The following is a 13,774-nucleotide window of genomic DNA, read 5'->3' on the forward strand; positions in this document are numbered from 1 at the left end:
TGGCACGTGCGTACATGGCTGAGGCCGCGGAGACCGGCGACGGCGGCCGGCGTGGACCCGGCCGCGGCGGGGGCCGAGTGCGCAGCGCCTTCTCCCGCTGGGGAGGGCCCGGCATGTGGCGGCGCGGCTGGATCATCGCGGCCGTCGCGGTGCTGCTGGCGCTCGCCTTCCTGCTGCACGCCGACATCCCGAACTCGGTCGGCAACCTCGGCTCGCTCTGGGAGACCTTCCTGCCCTGGGGCGGCCTGCTCATCCCCGTGCTGCTGGTCGCCGGCCTGCTGCGCCGCTCGCCCCTCGCGCTGATCGCCACGGTGGTGCCCGCGCTGGTGTGGCTGAACCTCTTCGGCGGCCAGCTCACCGACAAGTCCGGCAGCGGCGGCGACCTCACCGTGGTCACCCACAACGTCAACGCGGGGAACCCGGACCCGGCCGGCACGGCCCGCAAGCTCGCCGCCACCGACGCCGACGTGATCTCCCTGGAGGAGGTCGCACAGGGTGAGGGCCCGGCGTACGAGAAGCAGCTCGCCAGCGAATACCCGTACCACAAGCTGGTCGGCACGGTCGGGCTCTGGAGCAAGTACCCGATGAGCGACACCCGCACCGTGGACATCAAGATGGGCTGGCCGCGCGCGATGCGCAGCACCCTGCACACCCCCAAGGGCGAGGTCGCGGTCTACGCGGCCCATCTGCCCTCGGTGCGCGTGCAGTTCCAGGCGGGCTTCACCGCGAACCAGCGGGACGACAGCGCCGACGCGCTGGGCAAGGCGATCTCGAACGACAGGACCGGCAAGGTCGTGCTGCTCGGCGACCTCAACGGGACCATGAACGACCGCGCGCTCGCGCCGGTCACCTCGCAGATGCGCTCCACGCAGGGCGCGGCGGGCAACGGCTTCGGGTTCAGCTGGCCCGCCTCGTTCCCGATGGCGCGCATCGACCAGATCATGGTGAAGAACCTGGAGCCGGTGTCCTCCTGGACCCTCCCGAAGACCGGCAGCGACCACCTTCCCGTGGCGGCGGCGGTCAACTTCTGACCGTTCCCGGCTGCCGGGCCGTCAGCCGGTGGTGCGCGCGGTTCCGGGTGTGCGCGCGGTGATGTAGCCCACTGGAAACACGGCGTTGGCCTCCGGGAACAATGGGGCTGGCAGACTTTGTTTGGAGAGAGAACTTACGGAGCCGGTTCAGCGCGGAACGCTCCGTTTCCTCCTTCGCACGTTCTGCCCTGACCACCCCTGCCTGGAAAGGTTCCCTGCGCTATGCCCATGGCCCTGCTCGCCCTGGCGATATCGGCCTTCGGGATCGGTACGACCGAGTTCGTGATGATGGGCCTCATGCCCAACGTCGCGGACGACCTGGGCACCTCCGTGCCCACGGCCGGGTACCTCGTCTCCGCGTACGCCATCGGCGTCGTGATCGGTGCGCCGCTGCTCACCGCGCTGGGCGCGCGCATCCCGCGGAAGCGGATGATGCTCGCGCTGATGGCGCTCTTCACGGTCGGCAATCTCGCCTCCGCGCTCGCTCCGGGCTTCGGCACGCTGCTCGCAGGACGGGTGCTGGCCGGCCTGCCGCACGGCGCCTTCTTCGGCGTCGGCGCGGTCGTCGCCGCCCGGCTCGTACGAGAGGACCGCCGGGCCCGTGCCGTCGCGGTCATGTTCATGGGCCTGACCGTGGCCAACATCGTCGGCGTACCCGCCGGCACCGCGATCGGCCAGCAGCTCGGCTGGCGCGCCACCTTCCTGATCGTCACCGCGATCGGGCTGCTCGCCATGGCCTCGCTCGCCGTGCTGATCCCCAGGCTCCCGAAGGAGGCGCACACCGGGGTCGGCCACGAGCTGCGCGCGCTGTGGAACGGGCAGGTCCTGCTGGGGCTGCTCACCGCGGTGTGCGGCTTCGGCGGCGTGTTCGCCGTCTACAGCTACCTGGCGTCGATGATGACCAAGGTCACCGGGCTGCCCGAGTCCGGCACGACCTGGGTGCTGGCGCTGTTCGGCGTCGGCATGACGCTGGGCGCGTTCGCCGCGGGCCCGCTCACCGACCGCGCGCTGCGGCCGACCATGTACGGGGCGCTGGCGGCGCTCGCCGTGTCGCTGGTGGTCTTCACCTACGCGGTGCACGTGACCTGGGCGGCGCTGATCATGGTCGTGATCCTCGGCGCGGTGGGCTTCGGCACCACCACGCCGATCCAGATGCTGGTGATGACCAAGGCGGAGAACGCGCCGACGCTGGCCTCGGCCTCCAACCACTCCGCGTTCAACCTGGCCAACGCGGGCGGCGCGTGGCTCGGCGGCGTCGTCGTCTCGGCCGGCTTCGGCTGGACCTCCCCGGCGGTGGCCGGCGCGGTCCTCGCCGTCCTGGGCCTGGCCATCGCCCTCCTCGCGGGCTACCTGGACCGCGGACGTACGGGCTCGATGTCCCGGGTGGTGGCGCGGGGCGAGTCCATGCCCCAGATGGCCGCTTCCGCAGCGGAGTAAGCACCACGCACAAGGGCCCCGCCGACAACCGTCGGCGGGGCCCTTGTGCGTGCCACAGGGGCGCGGTGCTCAGGCTCCCGTCTCCCGCCACCTGTTCGTGATCGGGAGGCGGCGGTCCTTGCCGAAGCCCTTGGCGGAGATCTTGGTGCCCGGCGGGTACTGGCGGCGCTTGTACTCCGCCGTGTCGGTCATCTTCAGCACCCGTGTGACCAGCTCGGCGTCGTACCCCGCTGCGATGATCTCGTCGCGGCCGCGGTCGCCGTCCACGTACAGCTTGAGGACCTTGTCCAGCACGTCGTAGTCCGGCAGCGAGTCGGTGTCCACCTGGCCGGGGCGCAGCTCGGCGCTCGGCGGCTTGGTGATCGAGTTCTCCGGGATGGGCGGGGTCTCGCCGCGCGCCTCGGCGGCGCGGTTGCGCCACTTCGCGATGCGGAACACGTTCGTCTTGTAGACGTCCTTGATCGGCCCGTACGCGCCGACCGAGTCCCCGTACAGGGTCGAATAGCCGCAGGCCAGCTCGGACTTGTTGCCCGGCGCGAGGACGATGTGGCCCTCCTGGTTGGAGATCGCCATCAGCGTGGTGCCGCGCAGCCTGGACTGCAGGTTCTCCTCGGCGACGCCGGTGAGGCCCAGCGACTCCATGTACGCGTCGAACATCGGCCCGATCGCGACCGTGCGGTAGTGCAGCCCGGTGCGCTCCGCCAGGTCCGCCGCGTCGTCCTTGGAGTGCTCCGAGGAATAGCGGGAGGGCATCGAGACCCCGTACACGTTCTCCGCGCCCAGCGCGTCGCAGGCGATCGCGGCGACCAGCGAGGAGTCGATGCCGCCCGAGAGCCCGATCAGCACGGAGCGGAAGCCGTTCTTCACGGCGTACGCGCGCAGCCCGACGACCAGCGCGCGGTAGATCTCCTCGTCGTTGTCCAGCTCGGGCGTCACCACGCCGCGGTGCTCGGGCTCGTACGCGGGCACCGGCTCGGCCGACAGGGTGCGGCGCTCGATGCGCAGCCCGTCGTCCACGGTCCCGGCCGGCGGCTCCTCGGCGGCGGCCGGCAGCTCCAGGTCGAGGACGACGCACTCCTCCTCGAACTGCGGCGCCCGCGCGAGCACTTCGCCGTTCCGGTCGCACACGATCGAGTCGCCGTCGAAGACGAGCTCGTCCTGCCCGCCGGTCATGGCGAGGTAGGCGGTCGTGCACCCGGCTTCCTGGGCCCTCTTCCGTACGAGGTCGAGGCGGATGTCGTCCTTGTTGCGCTCGTACGGGGAGGCGTTCACGGACAGCAGCAGCCCGGCCCCCGCGGAGCGCGCTGCGGGCACCCGGCCGCCGTCCTGCCACAGGTCCTCGCAGATGGCGAGCGCGACGTCCACGCCGTGCACGCGGATGACGGGGAGCGTCTCACCGGGCAGGAAATACCGGAACTCGTCGAAGACGCCGTAGTTCGGCAGGTGGTGCTTGGCGAAGGTCAGCGCGACCTCGCCGCGGTGCAGCACCGCCGCGGCGTTCTGCGGGGCGCCGGCGGGCTGCCCATACCGCGCCGGCGCGTCGTCCGCGCGGTCGAGATAGCCCACGACCACCGGGGCCTCGCCGAGCCCCTCGTCCGCGAGCCGCCGCGCGAGCGCGCGCAGCGCGGCCCTGCTGGCCTCCACGAAGGAGGACCGCAGCGCGAGGTCCTCGACCGGGTAGCCGGTCAGCATCATCTCCGGGAAGGCGACGAGATGCGCCCCCTGCCCGACGGAGTGCCGGGTCCAGCGGACGACGGACTCGGCGTTCCCGTCGAGGTCACCGACGGTGGAGTCGACCTGATTCAGAGCGAGACGTAGTTGAGGCACGGGTCCGAGTGTAATCGTCGCTCTGACGTTATGGCGGGGGAGGCCTTACGCCGTGGGGGCCGGGCCGGTTTCGGGGAGCCGGGGCCAGCGGAGCGGCTGCTCGGCGACCGCGCGCTTGTTGCCCGGCATGTCCCGCAGCGTGGAGTCCGGCGACAGGCCGGGCTTGTTCGTACAGCGCAGCGCGTCGCGCATCCGGGAGGCGGCGGAGAGCAGCACCTGGGCGCGGGCCCGGTCCTTCTCCTCGGCGTCCAGGCCGGTGACGGCGTGCCGGTGGAGGTGGGAGACCCCCTTCACCGTCCTCGTGCGGTGTCCCGGTGCACGGCACGCGAAATAGACGGCGCTCTCTCCGTCGGTCTCGATGGGGAAGCCGAGCTCGATGAACGAGGAGCCCGCCGCGTATTCGAGGGAGTATTTCTTCTGCCGCTCCGGCGCAGGGGTCCAGCCGAACTTCACGTTCACCGACTGGGCGTCCTCCCCGTTCGGCGGAACCGTGAAGCGACAGACGCTCGCCAGGGCGCCGGGCCGCGAGCCCGCCTTCATGGCCGCGGCGACCCTCTCCGGCTTCGCGCCTTCATGCCTGCTCGCCGGGCGGACCTCGGGGCTCGCCAGCAGCCCGCGGAGAGCGGTGCCGCCCTGCTCGCCGAAGAGCCCTCCGCACAGCGCGGTGGTCTCCGTCGGCTTCGGCTCGGGTGGTGGGTCCGACTTGAACGCGGAGCAGCCCGCCGTCATGGCCAGCGCGGCGATGGCTGCGGCACACCGTGTCCCGCGCGTTCTCAGTGACCCCGTCAAGCCTCGTTCTCCCAATGCGTTTGGTCTGTACGTGGGTTGAGCGTATTTCCCGCCCTCCCCGCGGTGTGCGGGGAGGGCGGGTGCCGGGTGTCCGCGCTCACGCCCGGCAGGCGGGGCCCGGCTCCCATGCGGTGGCGAGGGCGCGGCAGAGCTGCGCGTGCAGCAGCTCCGCCTGGGCCGGGGTGAGGGAGAGGTCGAGGTCGCAGTGGTGGGTGTCGTTCTGGAGCAGCCAGAGCGGGATGGTGATCCCGTCCGGGGAGCGGCGGACGGGCTTCGCCGGTACGTGGTGGATGCGCCAGGTGGGGTGTGCGGGCATGCTGACTCCCTGGGTGGTGGGGGTGCTGCGGTGAGCCGCGCTCGAGCGGTGGCCCGTCTCCCTGGGCGCGGCCCACCCCTTCCAGGGATGAGGGGGCAGGCTCGCGCGATGCGCTTCCAACTCGGTTGCGTGAGTGGTGCGTTACTCAACGTGGCACACTGTCGGAACGAGCGCCACTCCCTCAGTGGTAATTACCCCCTAGGAGTGCGCCCCCGCCTACGAAAGGCCGCCATGCCCTCCAGGCCCCCGACTCAGCGCCAGCGGCGCCTGGGCGCCGAGCTGCGCAGGCTGCGCACCGCCGCCGACGTGACGACGGAGTACGCGGCGGGCCTGCTGGGCATAGACCGCACCAAGATCTCCAACATGGAGTCCGGCGACCGGCGCATCACGCCGGAGCGCGTACGGACGCTGGTCGCCAACTACGCGTGCGCGGACGCGACGTACGTGGACGCGCTCGTGGCCATGGCGGGCGAACGCGGCGGCGGCTGGTGGGAGGAGTACCGGGGCTCCCTCCCGTCCGGCCTCCTCGACATCGCCGAACTCGAATGGCACGCACACCGGATCCGCACCGTTCAGACGGTGCACCTCCCAGGGCTGTTGCAGACGGAGGAGTATGCGCGTGCGGTGTTCAGCGCAGGGCTTCCGCCGATGACGCGTCTGGAGGTCGAATTGCGCGTGGCGCACCGGATGGGCCGGCGGAAGGTCTTCGACGGGGAGGCGCCTCCGGAGTGCGTGAGTTACATCCACGAGGCGGCGCTGCGCATGCAGTTCGGAGGACGCGAGGCCACGCGGGAACAGTTGGAGTACTTGTCCGAGTGGTCTGAGAGAGATGGTGTCGTGGTGCGGGTGATCCCTGTCGAGCGTGGCGCCTTTCCCGGTGCGGGGCACGCGTTGCTGTACGTCGACGGCCCCGTTCCGCAGTTGGACACCGTGCAGCTCGACTCCGCGCACGGGCCGGAGTTCATGAACGCTGACGCCCAGCTGGCCAAGTACCGGCAACACCTGGACTGGATGGAACGAGCGTCGCTTTCGACGGCAGAGTCACGCGACTTCATTCACGGCGTCGCACGTCAGCTTTGAGAGGGCAGCCATGGCAGACATCACCTGGGAAGACCCGTTCTGCGCGGAGGGCAACAACTGCTTCCGCCTCGGCACCGACGACGCGGGGCGCGCGTACATCGCCGTACGCGGCCAGGAAGACCACTTCGTCGCCGATTCCCGCGACGCGCTGCGGGCGTTGATAGCGGGTATCAAGGCGGGGGAGGCCGACCACCTGCTCTGACGCGTGGGCGACCTCACGGCGCCCAGGGCAGGCGTACTGCCTCCAAGTCCTCGTCCCGCAGCAAGCGTTCAATCAGCGGCTTGGGGCCCACGACCTTCGTGCCCCACAGGTCGTAGTCGGTGCACAGGACCCATGTGCGGTCCTCGGGCCAGAGGTTGGACGGGGAGAAGGCCGTCTCCTCCGCGTCGTAGAGGGCCCGCGCGCCGCCCAGCGTTCCCGCGCGCACGCAGCGTGTGTCGTACTCCGTCGCGTCGCCGGTCGCGGCGAACCGTGCCAACGGGTTGTAGTACGCGCGGCAGGGCGTGGCGGGGCCCTCCGGCGCGAAGGCCGTGAGGAGCGCGGTCAGGCGGTTCCACGTCTCGCGGTCGAGGCTGCCCTCGGTCGGTACCGCGATGCCGGCGGGCCAACTGCCGTCCGCCATACGCGCCGAGGGCAGGCAGTGCAGGCAGGGCAGCCGTCCCTCCGGCACCACCGGATCGCCGTGGCGGCGCGCGAGCTCCGCCCAGCGCAGGCGCCGCCAGCCGGGGCCCGGGTGCTCAGCGCGGCCGACGTCGCCGCCGGTGGTGACCATGCCCGGCGTCTCCTCGACGTTCGCGCCGCCGACGTACAGCGGCGCGACCTCGCCACGCGCCAGCCGTGCGCGATGCAGCGCGTCATGCGACACCGTGCCCGCCCCGCTCTCGTGCTCGTACATCGCGTTCAGCACCCACGCCGCATCGGGCCGTCCCGGCGCGAGGAAGCCCGTGAGGCCGTCGTCGCCGGTCAGATCGGCGAGCCAGTCGGCGTCCGAGGGAGGCGCGGCGGTCCAGCGGTGCGGGGTCGGCGGCATGTGGGAAGGGTGCCACGCGGGCCGGAGTCCCGAAGATGTGACCGGTCGCCGGGAACCTGACGCCCACCCGCCCCGTCCCACCCCCGCACGCACCCGTACACGCTTCAACAAGCTGATCAGCAGCGGGTGTTGGGGCGAAGCCCCCATGGCGGTGGCGCGGAATCCGTGCGGCGGATATGCCCGGACATCGCCGGGAATGGTGCGACCACTTCCCGGCCTGGCGCCCTTCGGTCATTGACGTGAACTCGCCACCGACCGGAGGATGCCGTCATGTTGGAGGCACTCGGGCTCGACCCCGTCCAGCAGCGGACCTACGAGGCGCTCGTGGACGGTGCCGTGACCGTGGCCGAGCTGCGTACCGCGCTCGGCGTCTCGAGCGCCAAGGTGCGCGAGGCGCTGTCCTCGCTGGAGCGGCTGAGCCTGGTCGGGCGGTACTCGGAGGAGCGGGGAGGGGGGAGGGCGGCCGAGGAGCGGTATCTGCCCGTCGCCCCCGAAGTCGCCTTCGAGTCGCTGCTGTTGGCCCGCGAGGAGGCCATCCACCGCACGCGAAGACACATACAGGTGCTGGCCTCCAGATTCCGCGCCAACGCCGCCTCCCGCGACCCCGTCGACCTCGTCGAGATCGTCACCGGCAGACCCGCCGTGATCCAGCAGGTCGACCAGCTCCAGCACAGCGCGCAGCACGAGGTACGGGGCATCGACAGACCCCCGTACGCGAACCAGGACCCGGACCGTCTCGACCCCAAGACCGGCATGATGCCCGTGCAGCAGCAGCGGCTCAGGCAGGGCATCGGCTACCGCGTCATCTACGACATCGACGGTCTGGACGCCTTCCACCGGCTCGACACCGACGTCGGAGCCGCGGCCGAACTCGGTGAGGACGCCCGGGTGATGGCCGACACCCCCACCAAGCTCATGATCGCCGACGACCGGCTCGCGCTGATCCCGCTGCGCGCCGCACCGCACGAGCTGGCCAGCAGCGTCGTCATCCACCCCTCGGGACTGCTCGACGCGCTGGGGGAGTTCTTCGAGGTGCTGTGGTCGCGCGCGATGCCCATCGGGCAGTACTTCGGCGACCGCGCGGGCGCCGGCGGCGGAGGCCCCACGCCCGAGGAGGCGCGCCTGATCGCGCTGCTCACCACCGGCATGACCGACCAGGTCATGGCCCGTCAGCTCGGTGTCAGCTACCGGACCTTCCAGCGCCGCCTCCACGCGCTGATGGAACGCCTGGGGGCCGGTACCCGCTTCCAGTTGGGGATGCAAGCCGCCGCGCTCGGCTGGCTTCCCGAGGGGTGTCCGAGCTGCGGAGAAGGGCAGAACATTACCCAAGTGTCCGGTTCGGGAAAGCTCTTGTCCTGACCGCGTCACTGTGTTGAGCTTCCGGCGCGCTGAAAGAGCACCACACCCCCACACAGCGCACACCCCCCACGACGAGGAGGAACCCTCGCAATGGCAGTGACGCGCAAGAAGGTCGCAGTCGGCGCCGCGGCGATGGTGGCAGCCGCCGCCATCGGATCGGGCCTCGCACTCCCCGCGAACGCGGCCCCCACCGAGGGCACGGTGGTCGGAGCGAACTCCGCGAAGGCCATCAAGGGCAGCTACATCGTCACCATGAAGAAGAACGCCGTGAACGTGAAGTCCTCGGCGGCGCAGGGCAAGAAGGTCGTCGCCAACTACGGCGGCCAGGTGAAGGACACCTACACCACCGCCCTGAACGGCTACTCGGCGAAGATGTCGGAGCAGGAGGCCAAGCAGCTCGCGGCCGACCCGCAGGTCGACCAGGTCTTCGCCAACCACCGCTACTCCATAGCCGGTGAGCAGGCAAACCCTCCTTCATGGGGTCTGGACAGGATCGACAGCAAGAAGCCGGACCTCGACAAGAAGTACAAGTACCCCGACAAGGCAGGGGAGGGCGTCAAGGTATACGTCATCGACACCGGAACTCGAGCGTCCCACAAGGACTTTGAGGACCGTGTCGAGAAGGGCTTCGACGCCGTGGACGGCGGCAACGCCGACGACGGCAACGGGCACGGCACGCACACCTCCAGCACCGTCGCCGGCAAGACGTACGGCGTCGCCAAGAAGGCGAAGATCGTGCCGGTGCGCGTCCTGGACGACAACGGCTCGGGCAGCACCGAGGGCGTCGTCAAGGGCATCGACTGGGTCGCCAAGAACGCCAAGGGCCCCTCGGCCGCGAACATGTCGCTCGGCGGTCCCGCCGACGAGGCCCTGGACAAGGCCGTGAAGGAGACCATCTCCAAGGGCGTGACCTTCGCGGTCGCCGCGGGCAACGAGAGCCAGGACGCGGGCAACTCCTCGCCCGCGCGGGTCCCCGAGGCCATCACCGTCGGCGCCACCGACAACAAGGACAACCAGGCCGAGTTCTCCAACTTCGGCAAGGCGCTGGACATCTACGCGCCGGGCGTCCAGATCACCGGCGCCTGGAACAGCGGCGACGACGCGAAGAAGACCATCGACGGCACCTCCATGGCCTCCCCGCACGTCGCGGGCGCCGCGGCGGTCTACCTCTCCGGGCACACCGACGCCAAGCCGGACGCGGTCAGCAAGGCGCTGGTCGAGGGCGGCGCGAAGGACGCGGTGCAGAGCCCGGGTCAGGGTTCGCCGAACGTGCTGCTGAACGTCGTCGAGTGACGACCGCCAGGTAACACCATCGGCTCCACCGGTGCGCGGGGCCCTCGCCCCGGCGGCTCCCGCCACACGGCGTACCCCGCGCACCACCGGCCGGCACACCTGAACCGGCCCGGGCCGGACCTGACCCGTCCGGCCCAGCTTCCCCGAACCGCGGCCGCGGACCGGTGCCCCACACACCGGTTCGCGGCCGCCGCTCGTCCAGGCACCTCCGCAGGGCTCGTACGGCGGCTGCGCACATGTGCGCCGAGAGTGCTGCCACCTGGCCGTACGCCGGTAATGTGGCGGTAACCGCGCACCGGGATACTGCGGTGCGGGGCAGGTGCTCCGAAAGGGGCATCGCAGGCCGTCTGACCAGCAAGGATTGGGTGACCATGGACAAGCAGCAGGAATTCGTGCTCCGCACACTGGAGGAGCGCGACATCCGGTTCGTGCGGCTCTGGTTCACCGATGTGCTCGGGTTCCTCAAGTCCGTCGCGGTCGCCCCGGCCGAGCTGGAGCAGGCCTTCGACGAGGGCATGGGCTTCGACGGGTCGGCGATCGAGGGCTTCGCCCGGGTCTACGAGTCCGACATGATCGCCAAGCCGGACCCCGGCACCTTCCAGATACTCCCGTGGCGCGCCGAGGCGCCGGGCACCGCGCGGATGTTCTGCGACATCCTGATGCCGGACGGCTCGCCCTCGTACGCGGACCCGCGGTACGTGCTCAAGCGCACCCTCGCCAAGACCTCCGACCTCGGCTTCACCTTCTACACCCACCCCGAGGTGGAGTTCTTCCTGCTCAAGGACCGGCCCGTGGACGGCTCCCGGCCGAAGCCCGCCGACTCCTCCGGCTACTTCGACCACACACCGCAGCACGTCGGCATGGACTTCCGCCGGCAGGCCATCACGATGCTCGAATCCATGGGCATCTCCGTGGAGTTCAGCCACCACGAGGGCGCGCCGGGCCAGCAGGAGATCGACCTGCGGTACGCCGACGCGCTGTCGACGGCCGACAACATCATGACCTTCCGGCTCGTGATGAAGCAGGTCGCGCTGGAGCAGGGCGTGCAGGCCACGTTCATGCCCAAGCCGTTCTCGGAGCACCCGGGCTCGGGCATGCACACCCACCTCTCCCTCTTCGAGGGCGACCGCAACGCGTTCTACGAGTCGGGCTCGGAGTACCAGCTCTCCAAGGTCGGCCGCTCCTTCATCGCCGGGCTGCTCCAGCACGCGGGCGAGATCTCCGCTGTCACCAACCAGTGGGTGAACTCCTACAAGCGCATCTGGGGCGGCGCCAACCGCACCGCGGGGGAGGGCGGCGAGTCCCCCTCGTACATCTGCTGGGGCCACAACAACCGCTCCGCCCTCATCCGGGTCCCGATGTACAAGCCCGGCAAGATGGGCTCCACCCGCATCGAGGTCCGCTCCCTGGACGCCGGCGCCAATCCGTACCTCGCCTACTCGGTCCTCCTGGCCGCCGGCCTCAAGGGAATCGAGGAGGGGTACGAGCTCCCGCCCGGCGCCGACGACGACGTGTGGGCCCTCTCCGACTCCGAGCGCCGCGCCATGGGCATCGAGCCCCTCCCGCAGAACCTCGGCGAGGCCATCACCCTCATGGAACGCAGCGAGCTGGTCGCGGAGACCCTGGGCGAGCACGTCTTCGACTTCTTCCTGCGCAACAAGAAGCAGGAGTGGGAGGAGTACCGCTCCGAGGTCACCCCGTTCGAGCTGCGCAAGTCGCTGCCGGTGCTGTAGTCGCAGGTCAGGGACCTGTCTCTGTGTGGTGAGGCTCGGTGTCAGCGGCCGTGAGCCGCTGGCACCGGGCCTCGCTCTGTCCCCTGCCCCGCCCTCCCCCTGTCCCCGTGCTCGTGTTCCGGGCGTTGTCAGTGCCGTCTGCTCCACTGGTGGGTGGACGCGGGGAGGCCCGCGAGTCTCGAGGGGGAGACGCATGGCCGAGGTCAGCGCACAGACGAAGAGGTACGGGAGCCGGCGGCGGGGCGGCGGACCGGTGAGCCGGCGGCGCAGGCGCACGAAGCAGCAGCGGCAGAACGAGCGGGTCGCCCTCGGTGTGGCCGCGGTAGCGGGCCTGGGGCTGGTCCTGGCGCTGGTGCAGTGGCTGCTGGCGCACTGGTGGGTGTTGCTCGTGCTGGCGGCCGCGGTCCTCGCGACCGGCGCCTTCGGATGGCGCCGGCATCGGGCACGGCGTCGGTGGGAGGAGGCACGCGTACGAGGGCTGCGCTATCAGCTCCCTCGCATAGACGGCCTGCACCATACGCAGTTCGAGCACGCGGTGCGGGACCTGTTGCACCGCGACGGATGCGCGGACGCGCAACGGGTGGGCGGCCGCGGCGACTTGGGCGCGGACGTGATCGCCACCGATCCGTGGGGGCGGCGCTGGGTCGTCCAGTGCAAGCACCGGCGAGACGGCTCCGCCGGGGCCCCGGTCGGCACGCCGGACCTCCAGCGGCTGAACGGCACCGCGCGTCCTGTCCACGGAGCGGAGGTGGTGGTGGCCGTCACGAACGGCCGTTTCACCCGCGACGCCCGCGAGTTCGGCAAGGACCAGCGCATCCACCTGGTGGGGCGGGACCTGCTGGGCCGCTGGGCAGACGGTTCATGGCCGATATGGGACCTGCTCCCACAACTCCCCGCCCCACGCCGCCCGACGGCGGCGCCCTGAGGCGGTGCGGTGCTGCGTGTGATCTTGAGTGACGACGCCGGATATGCGACAGGTGGATTCGATGGGGTTCTTCGACAAACTGACCGGCACGAAGCGGCCTGGCAGCGATGTTCCGGTACAGCGCGCGGAGGATCTGCGGGGCGCGCTGCTCGGTCTGAACGGCCCGGACGTCCCCTACGTCGTGCGTGACGGCGCGCCGGAAGGCGTCGATCTGGTCGCCGAGTGGCGGCTCATGGAGCCTGCCTGGCAGTCCTTCTTCGCCAGCACTCAGCTGAGCCGCCGGATCCGGATCCGGATGCGGTTCGTGCCGGGGGACCACGTGGTCCGCGCTCTCGACGAGCAGTGGAAGGTCGACTGGGTCGAGGGCGTCCCGGTGTCGAAGGAGTACGGGCGCGGGCCCGTGAACCAGAAGTCCGTGCAGTGGACGGTCGGCCGGGGCAAGGACGGCGGCCTCGAGGTGTCGGAGACGTTCCGCTTCGACAGCTCGGAGTTGAAGGATCCGCTGCGGGGCGCGGTGCTCAAGGCGGGATGGACCTGGCGCGGAGTGGTCGGCAGGCTCTGAGCCGCTGACGGAGAGCGCCGCGGGGGCGCCGCTCAGGCGCCGGTGGTGAGGCATCGAGGGGAGGCATCGGTGGTGAGGGCGGCGCTCGTGGGCAGCGCGCCGTCGAGAACGGTCGCAGGCCGCTGCTGCGCTGGTCAGAGAACGTATCGGCCGCTAGCGTAGGCGCTGAGGCAGGCGGCTACTGGCCGGTTACCGACCGGTGGCCGGAGCGGCGCCATATGGGCCGTCCGTGGGCCGTGCGAGGCTGCTCAGGGACGACCGACGGCTGTCACCGACGACCGCCAGGCAGGCCACAGAGGGGATCGCGGCACATGCTCCTGATGATCGGGACGGCGGATGAGTTCCCGCGCGGCACGATGCGGGAAAGGGAGGAGCGGCGCTCCGAGGTCAC

Annotated in this window: 13 protein-coding genes; 9 read left to right on the plus strand and 4 right to left on the minus strand. The window is 70.8% G+C overall.

Annotated features, from left to right (window positions below):
• Window positions 1–113 precede the first annotated feature (113 nt).
• Both ABEE00_RS11785 and ABEE00_RS11790 read left to right on the plus strand, forming a co-directional pair.
• The gene (locus ABEE00_RS11785) at window positions 114–1,031 is read left to right on the plus strand and encodes an endonuclease/exonuclease/phosphatase family protein (protein ID WP_451918561.1); all 918 of its coding nucleotides are present in this window, start codon (window positions 114–116) and stop codon (window positions 1,029–1,031) included.
• A 222-nt stretch (window positions 1,032–1,253) separates the two neighbouring features.
• Window positions 1,254–2,468, plus strand: coding sequence for an MFS transporter (locus tag ABEE00_RS11790; protein WP_345745300.1), 1,215 nt, complete (start codon window positions 1,254–1,256; stop codon window positions 2,466–2,468).
• 69 nt (window positions 2,469–2,537) lie between these two features.
• Here the strand turns inward: ABEE00_RS11790 and ABEE00_RS11795 are convergent, their stop codons facing one another.
• The 3 genes from ABEE00_RS11795 to ABEE00_RS11805 form a co-directional block, all read right to left on the minus strand.
• On the minus strand, window positions 2,538–4,295 hold the full coding sequence (locus ABEE00_RS11795) for an NAD+ synthase (RefSeq protein ID WP_345745301.1): 1,758 nt from the start codon (window positions 4,293–4,295) through the stop codon (window positions 2,538–2,540).
• 45 nt (window positions 4,296–4,340) lie between these two features.
• Entirely contained in the window at window positions 4,341–5,084 is a 744-nt protein-coding gene (locus ABEE00_RS11800; RefSeq protein ID WP_345745302.1) for a hypothetical protein, read from the minus strand.
• Window positions 5,085–5,181: 97 nt separating this feature from the next.
• Window positions 5,182–5,400 (minus strand): hypothetical protein, encoded by a 219-nt coding sequence (locus tag ABEE00_RS11805; protein WP_345745303.1) that lies wholly within the window; start codon window positions 5,398–5,400, stop codon window positions 5,182–5,184.
• Between the two features lie 231 nt (window positions 5,401–5,631).
• On the opposite strand from ABEE00_RS11805, the gene ABEE00_RS11810 reads away from it, so the two are divergent.
• Both ABEE00_RS11810 and ABEE00_RS11815 read left to right on the plus strand, forming a co-directional pair.
• Window positions 5,632–6,480, plus strand: a complete 849-nt coding sequence (locus ABEE00_RS11810; protein WP_345745304.1) for a helix-turn-helix domain-containing protein — start codon at window positions 5,632–5,634, stop codon at window positions 6,478–6,480.
• Window positions 6,481–6,490: 10 nt separating this feature from the next.
• A complete protein-coding gene (locus ABEE00_RS11815; protein WP_345745305.1) occupies window positions 6,491–6,682 on the plus strand; it encodes a hypothetical protein in 192 nt (63 codons plus the stop codon).
• 13 nt (window positions 6,683–6,695) lie between these two features.
• On the opposite strand, the gene ABEE00_RS11820 is transcribed toward ABEE00_RS11815, so the two are convergent.
• On the minus strand, window positions 6,696–7,511 hold the full coding sequence (locus tag ABEE00_RS11820) for a hypothetical protein (RefSeq protein ID WP_345745306.1): 816 nt from the start codon (window positions 7,509–7,511) through the stop codon (window positions 6,696–6,698).
• A 270-nt stretch (window positions 7,512–7,781) separates the two neighbouring features.
• Between ABEE00_RS11820 and ABEE00_RS11825 the strand changes: the two genes are divergently transcribed.
• The 5 genes from ABEE00_RS11825 to ABEE00_RS11845 all read left to right on the plus strand — a co-directional run bounded on the left by ABEE00_RS11825 (window position 7,782) and on the right by ABEE00_RS11845 (window position 13,383).
• Window positions 7,782–8,870: a helix-turn-helix domain-containing protein gene (locus ABEE00_RS11825; protein WP_345745307.1), complete on the plus strand. Its 1,089-nt coding sequence runs from the start codon at window positions 7,782–7,784 to the stop codon at window positions 8,868–8,870.
• 90 nt (window positions 8,871–8,960) lie between these two features.
• A complete protein-coding gene (locus tag ABEE00_RS11830) occupies window positions 8,961–10,163 on the plus strand; it encodes a S8 family peptidase (protein ID WP_345745308.1) in 1,203 nt (400 codons plus the stop codon).
• Window positions 10,164–10,534: 371 nt separating this feature from the next.
• Window positions 10,535–11,896, plus strand: coding sequence for a type I glutamate--ammonia ligase (glnA, locus tag ABEE00_RS11835; RefSeq protein ID WP_345745309.1), 1,362 nt, complete (start codon window positions 10,535–10,537; stop codon window positions 11,894–11,896).
• Between the two features lie 193 nt (window positions 11,897–12,089).
• Entirely contained in the window at window positions 12,090–12,821 is a 732-nt protein-coding gene (locus tag ABEE00_RS11840; protein WP_345745310.1) for a restriction endonuclease, read from the plus strand.
• Window positions 12,822–12,882: 61 nt separating this feature from the next.
• Entirely contained in the window at window positions 12,883–13,383 is a 501-nt protein-coding gene (locus ABEE00_RS11845; RefSeq protein ID WP_345745311.1) for a hypothetical protein, read from the plus strand.
• Window positions 13,384–13,774 lie beyond the last annotated feature (391 nt).

Origin of the sequence: Streptomyces odontomachicola, from assembly GCF_039605595.1 — a bacterium.
In the GTDB taxonomy this organism is placed as follows: domain Bacteria; phylum Actinomycetota; class Actinomycetes; order Streptomycetales; family Streptomycetaceae; genus Streptomyces.

Coding starts and splice junctions, on each gene's coding strand:
- ABEE00_RS11810 (WP_345745304.1), top strand. CDS start 5,632: ATGCCCTCCAGGCCCCCGACTCAGCGCCAGCGGCGCCTGGGCGCCGAG.
- ABEE00_RS11820 (WP_345745306.1), bottom strand. CDS start 7,511: ATGCCGCCGACCCCGCACCGCTGGACCGCCGCGCCTCCCTCGGACGCC.
- ABEE00_RS11845 (WP_345745311.1), top strand. CDS start 12,883: ATGGGGTTCTTCGACAAACTGACCGGCACGAAGCGGCCTGGCAGCGAT.
- ABEE00_RS11785 (WP_451918561.1), top strand. CDS start 114: ATGTGGCGGCGCGGCTGGATCATCGCGGCCGTCGCGGTGCTGCTGGCG.
- ABEE00_RS11830 (WP_345745308.1), top strand. CDS start 8,961: ATGGCAGTGACGCGCAAGAAGGTCGCAGTCGGCGCCGCGGCGATGGTG.
- ABEE00_RS11790 (WP_345745300.1), top strand. CDS start 1,254: ATGCCCATGGCCCTGCTCGCCCTGGCGATATCGGCCTTCGGGATCGGT.
- ABEE00_RS11805 (WP_345745303.1), bottom strand. CDS start 5,400: ATGCCCGCACACCCCACCTGGCGCATCCACCACGTACCGGCGAAGCCC.
- glnA (WP_345745309.1), top strand. CDS start 10,535: ATGGACAAGCAGCAGGAATTCGTGCTCCGCACACTGGAGGAGCGCGAC.
- ABEE00_RS11840 (WP_345745310.1), top strand. CDS start 12,090: ATGGCCGAGGTCAGCGCACAGACGAAGAGGTACGGGAGCCGGCGGCGG.
- ABEE00_RS11815 (WP_345745305.1), top strand. CDS start 6,491: ATGGCAGACATCACCTGGGAAGACCCGTTCTGCGCGGAGGGCAACAAC.
- ABEE00_RS11825 (WP_345745307.1), top strand. CDS start 7,782: ATGTTGGAGGCACTCGGGCTCGACCCCGTCCAGCAGCGGACCTACGAG.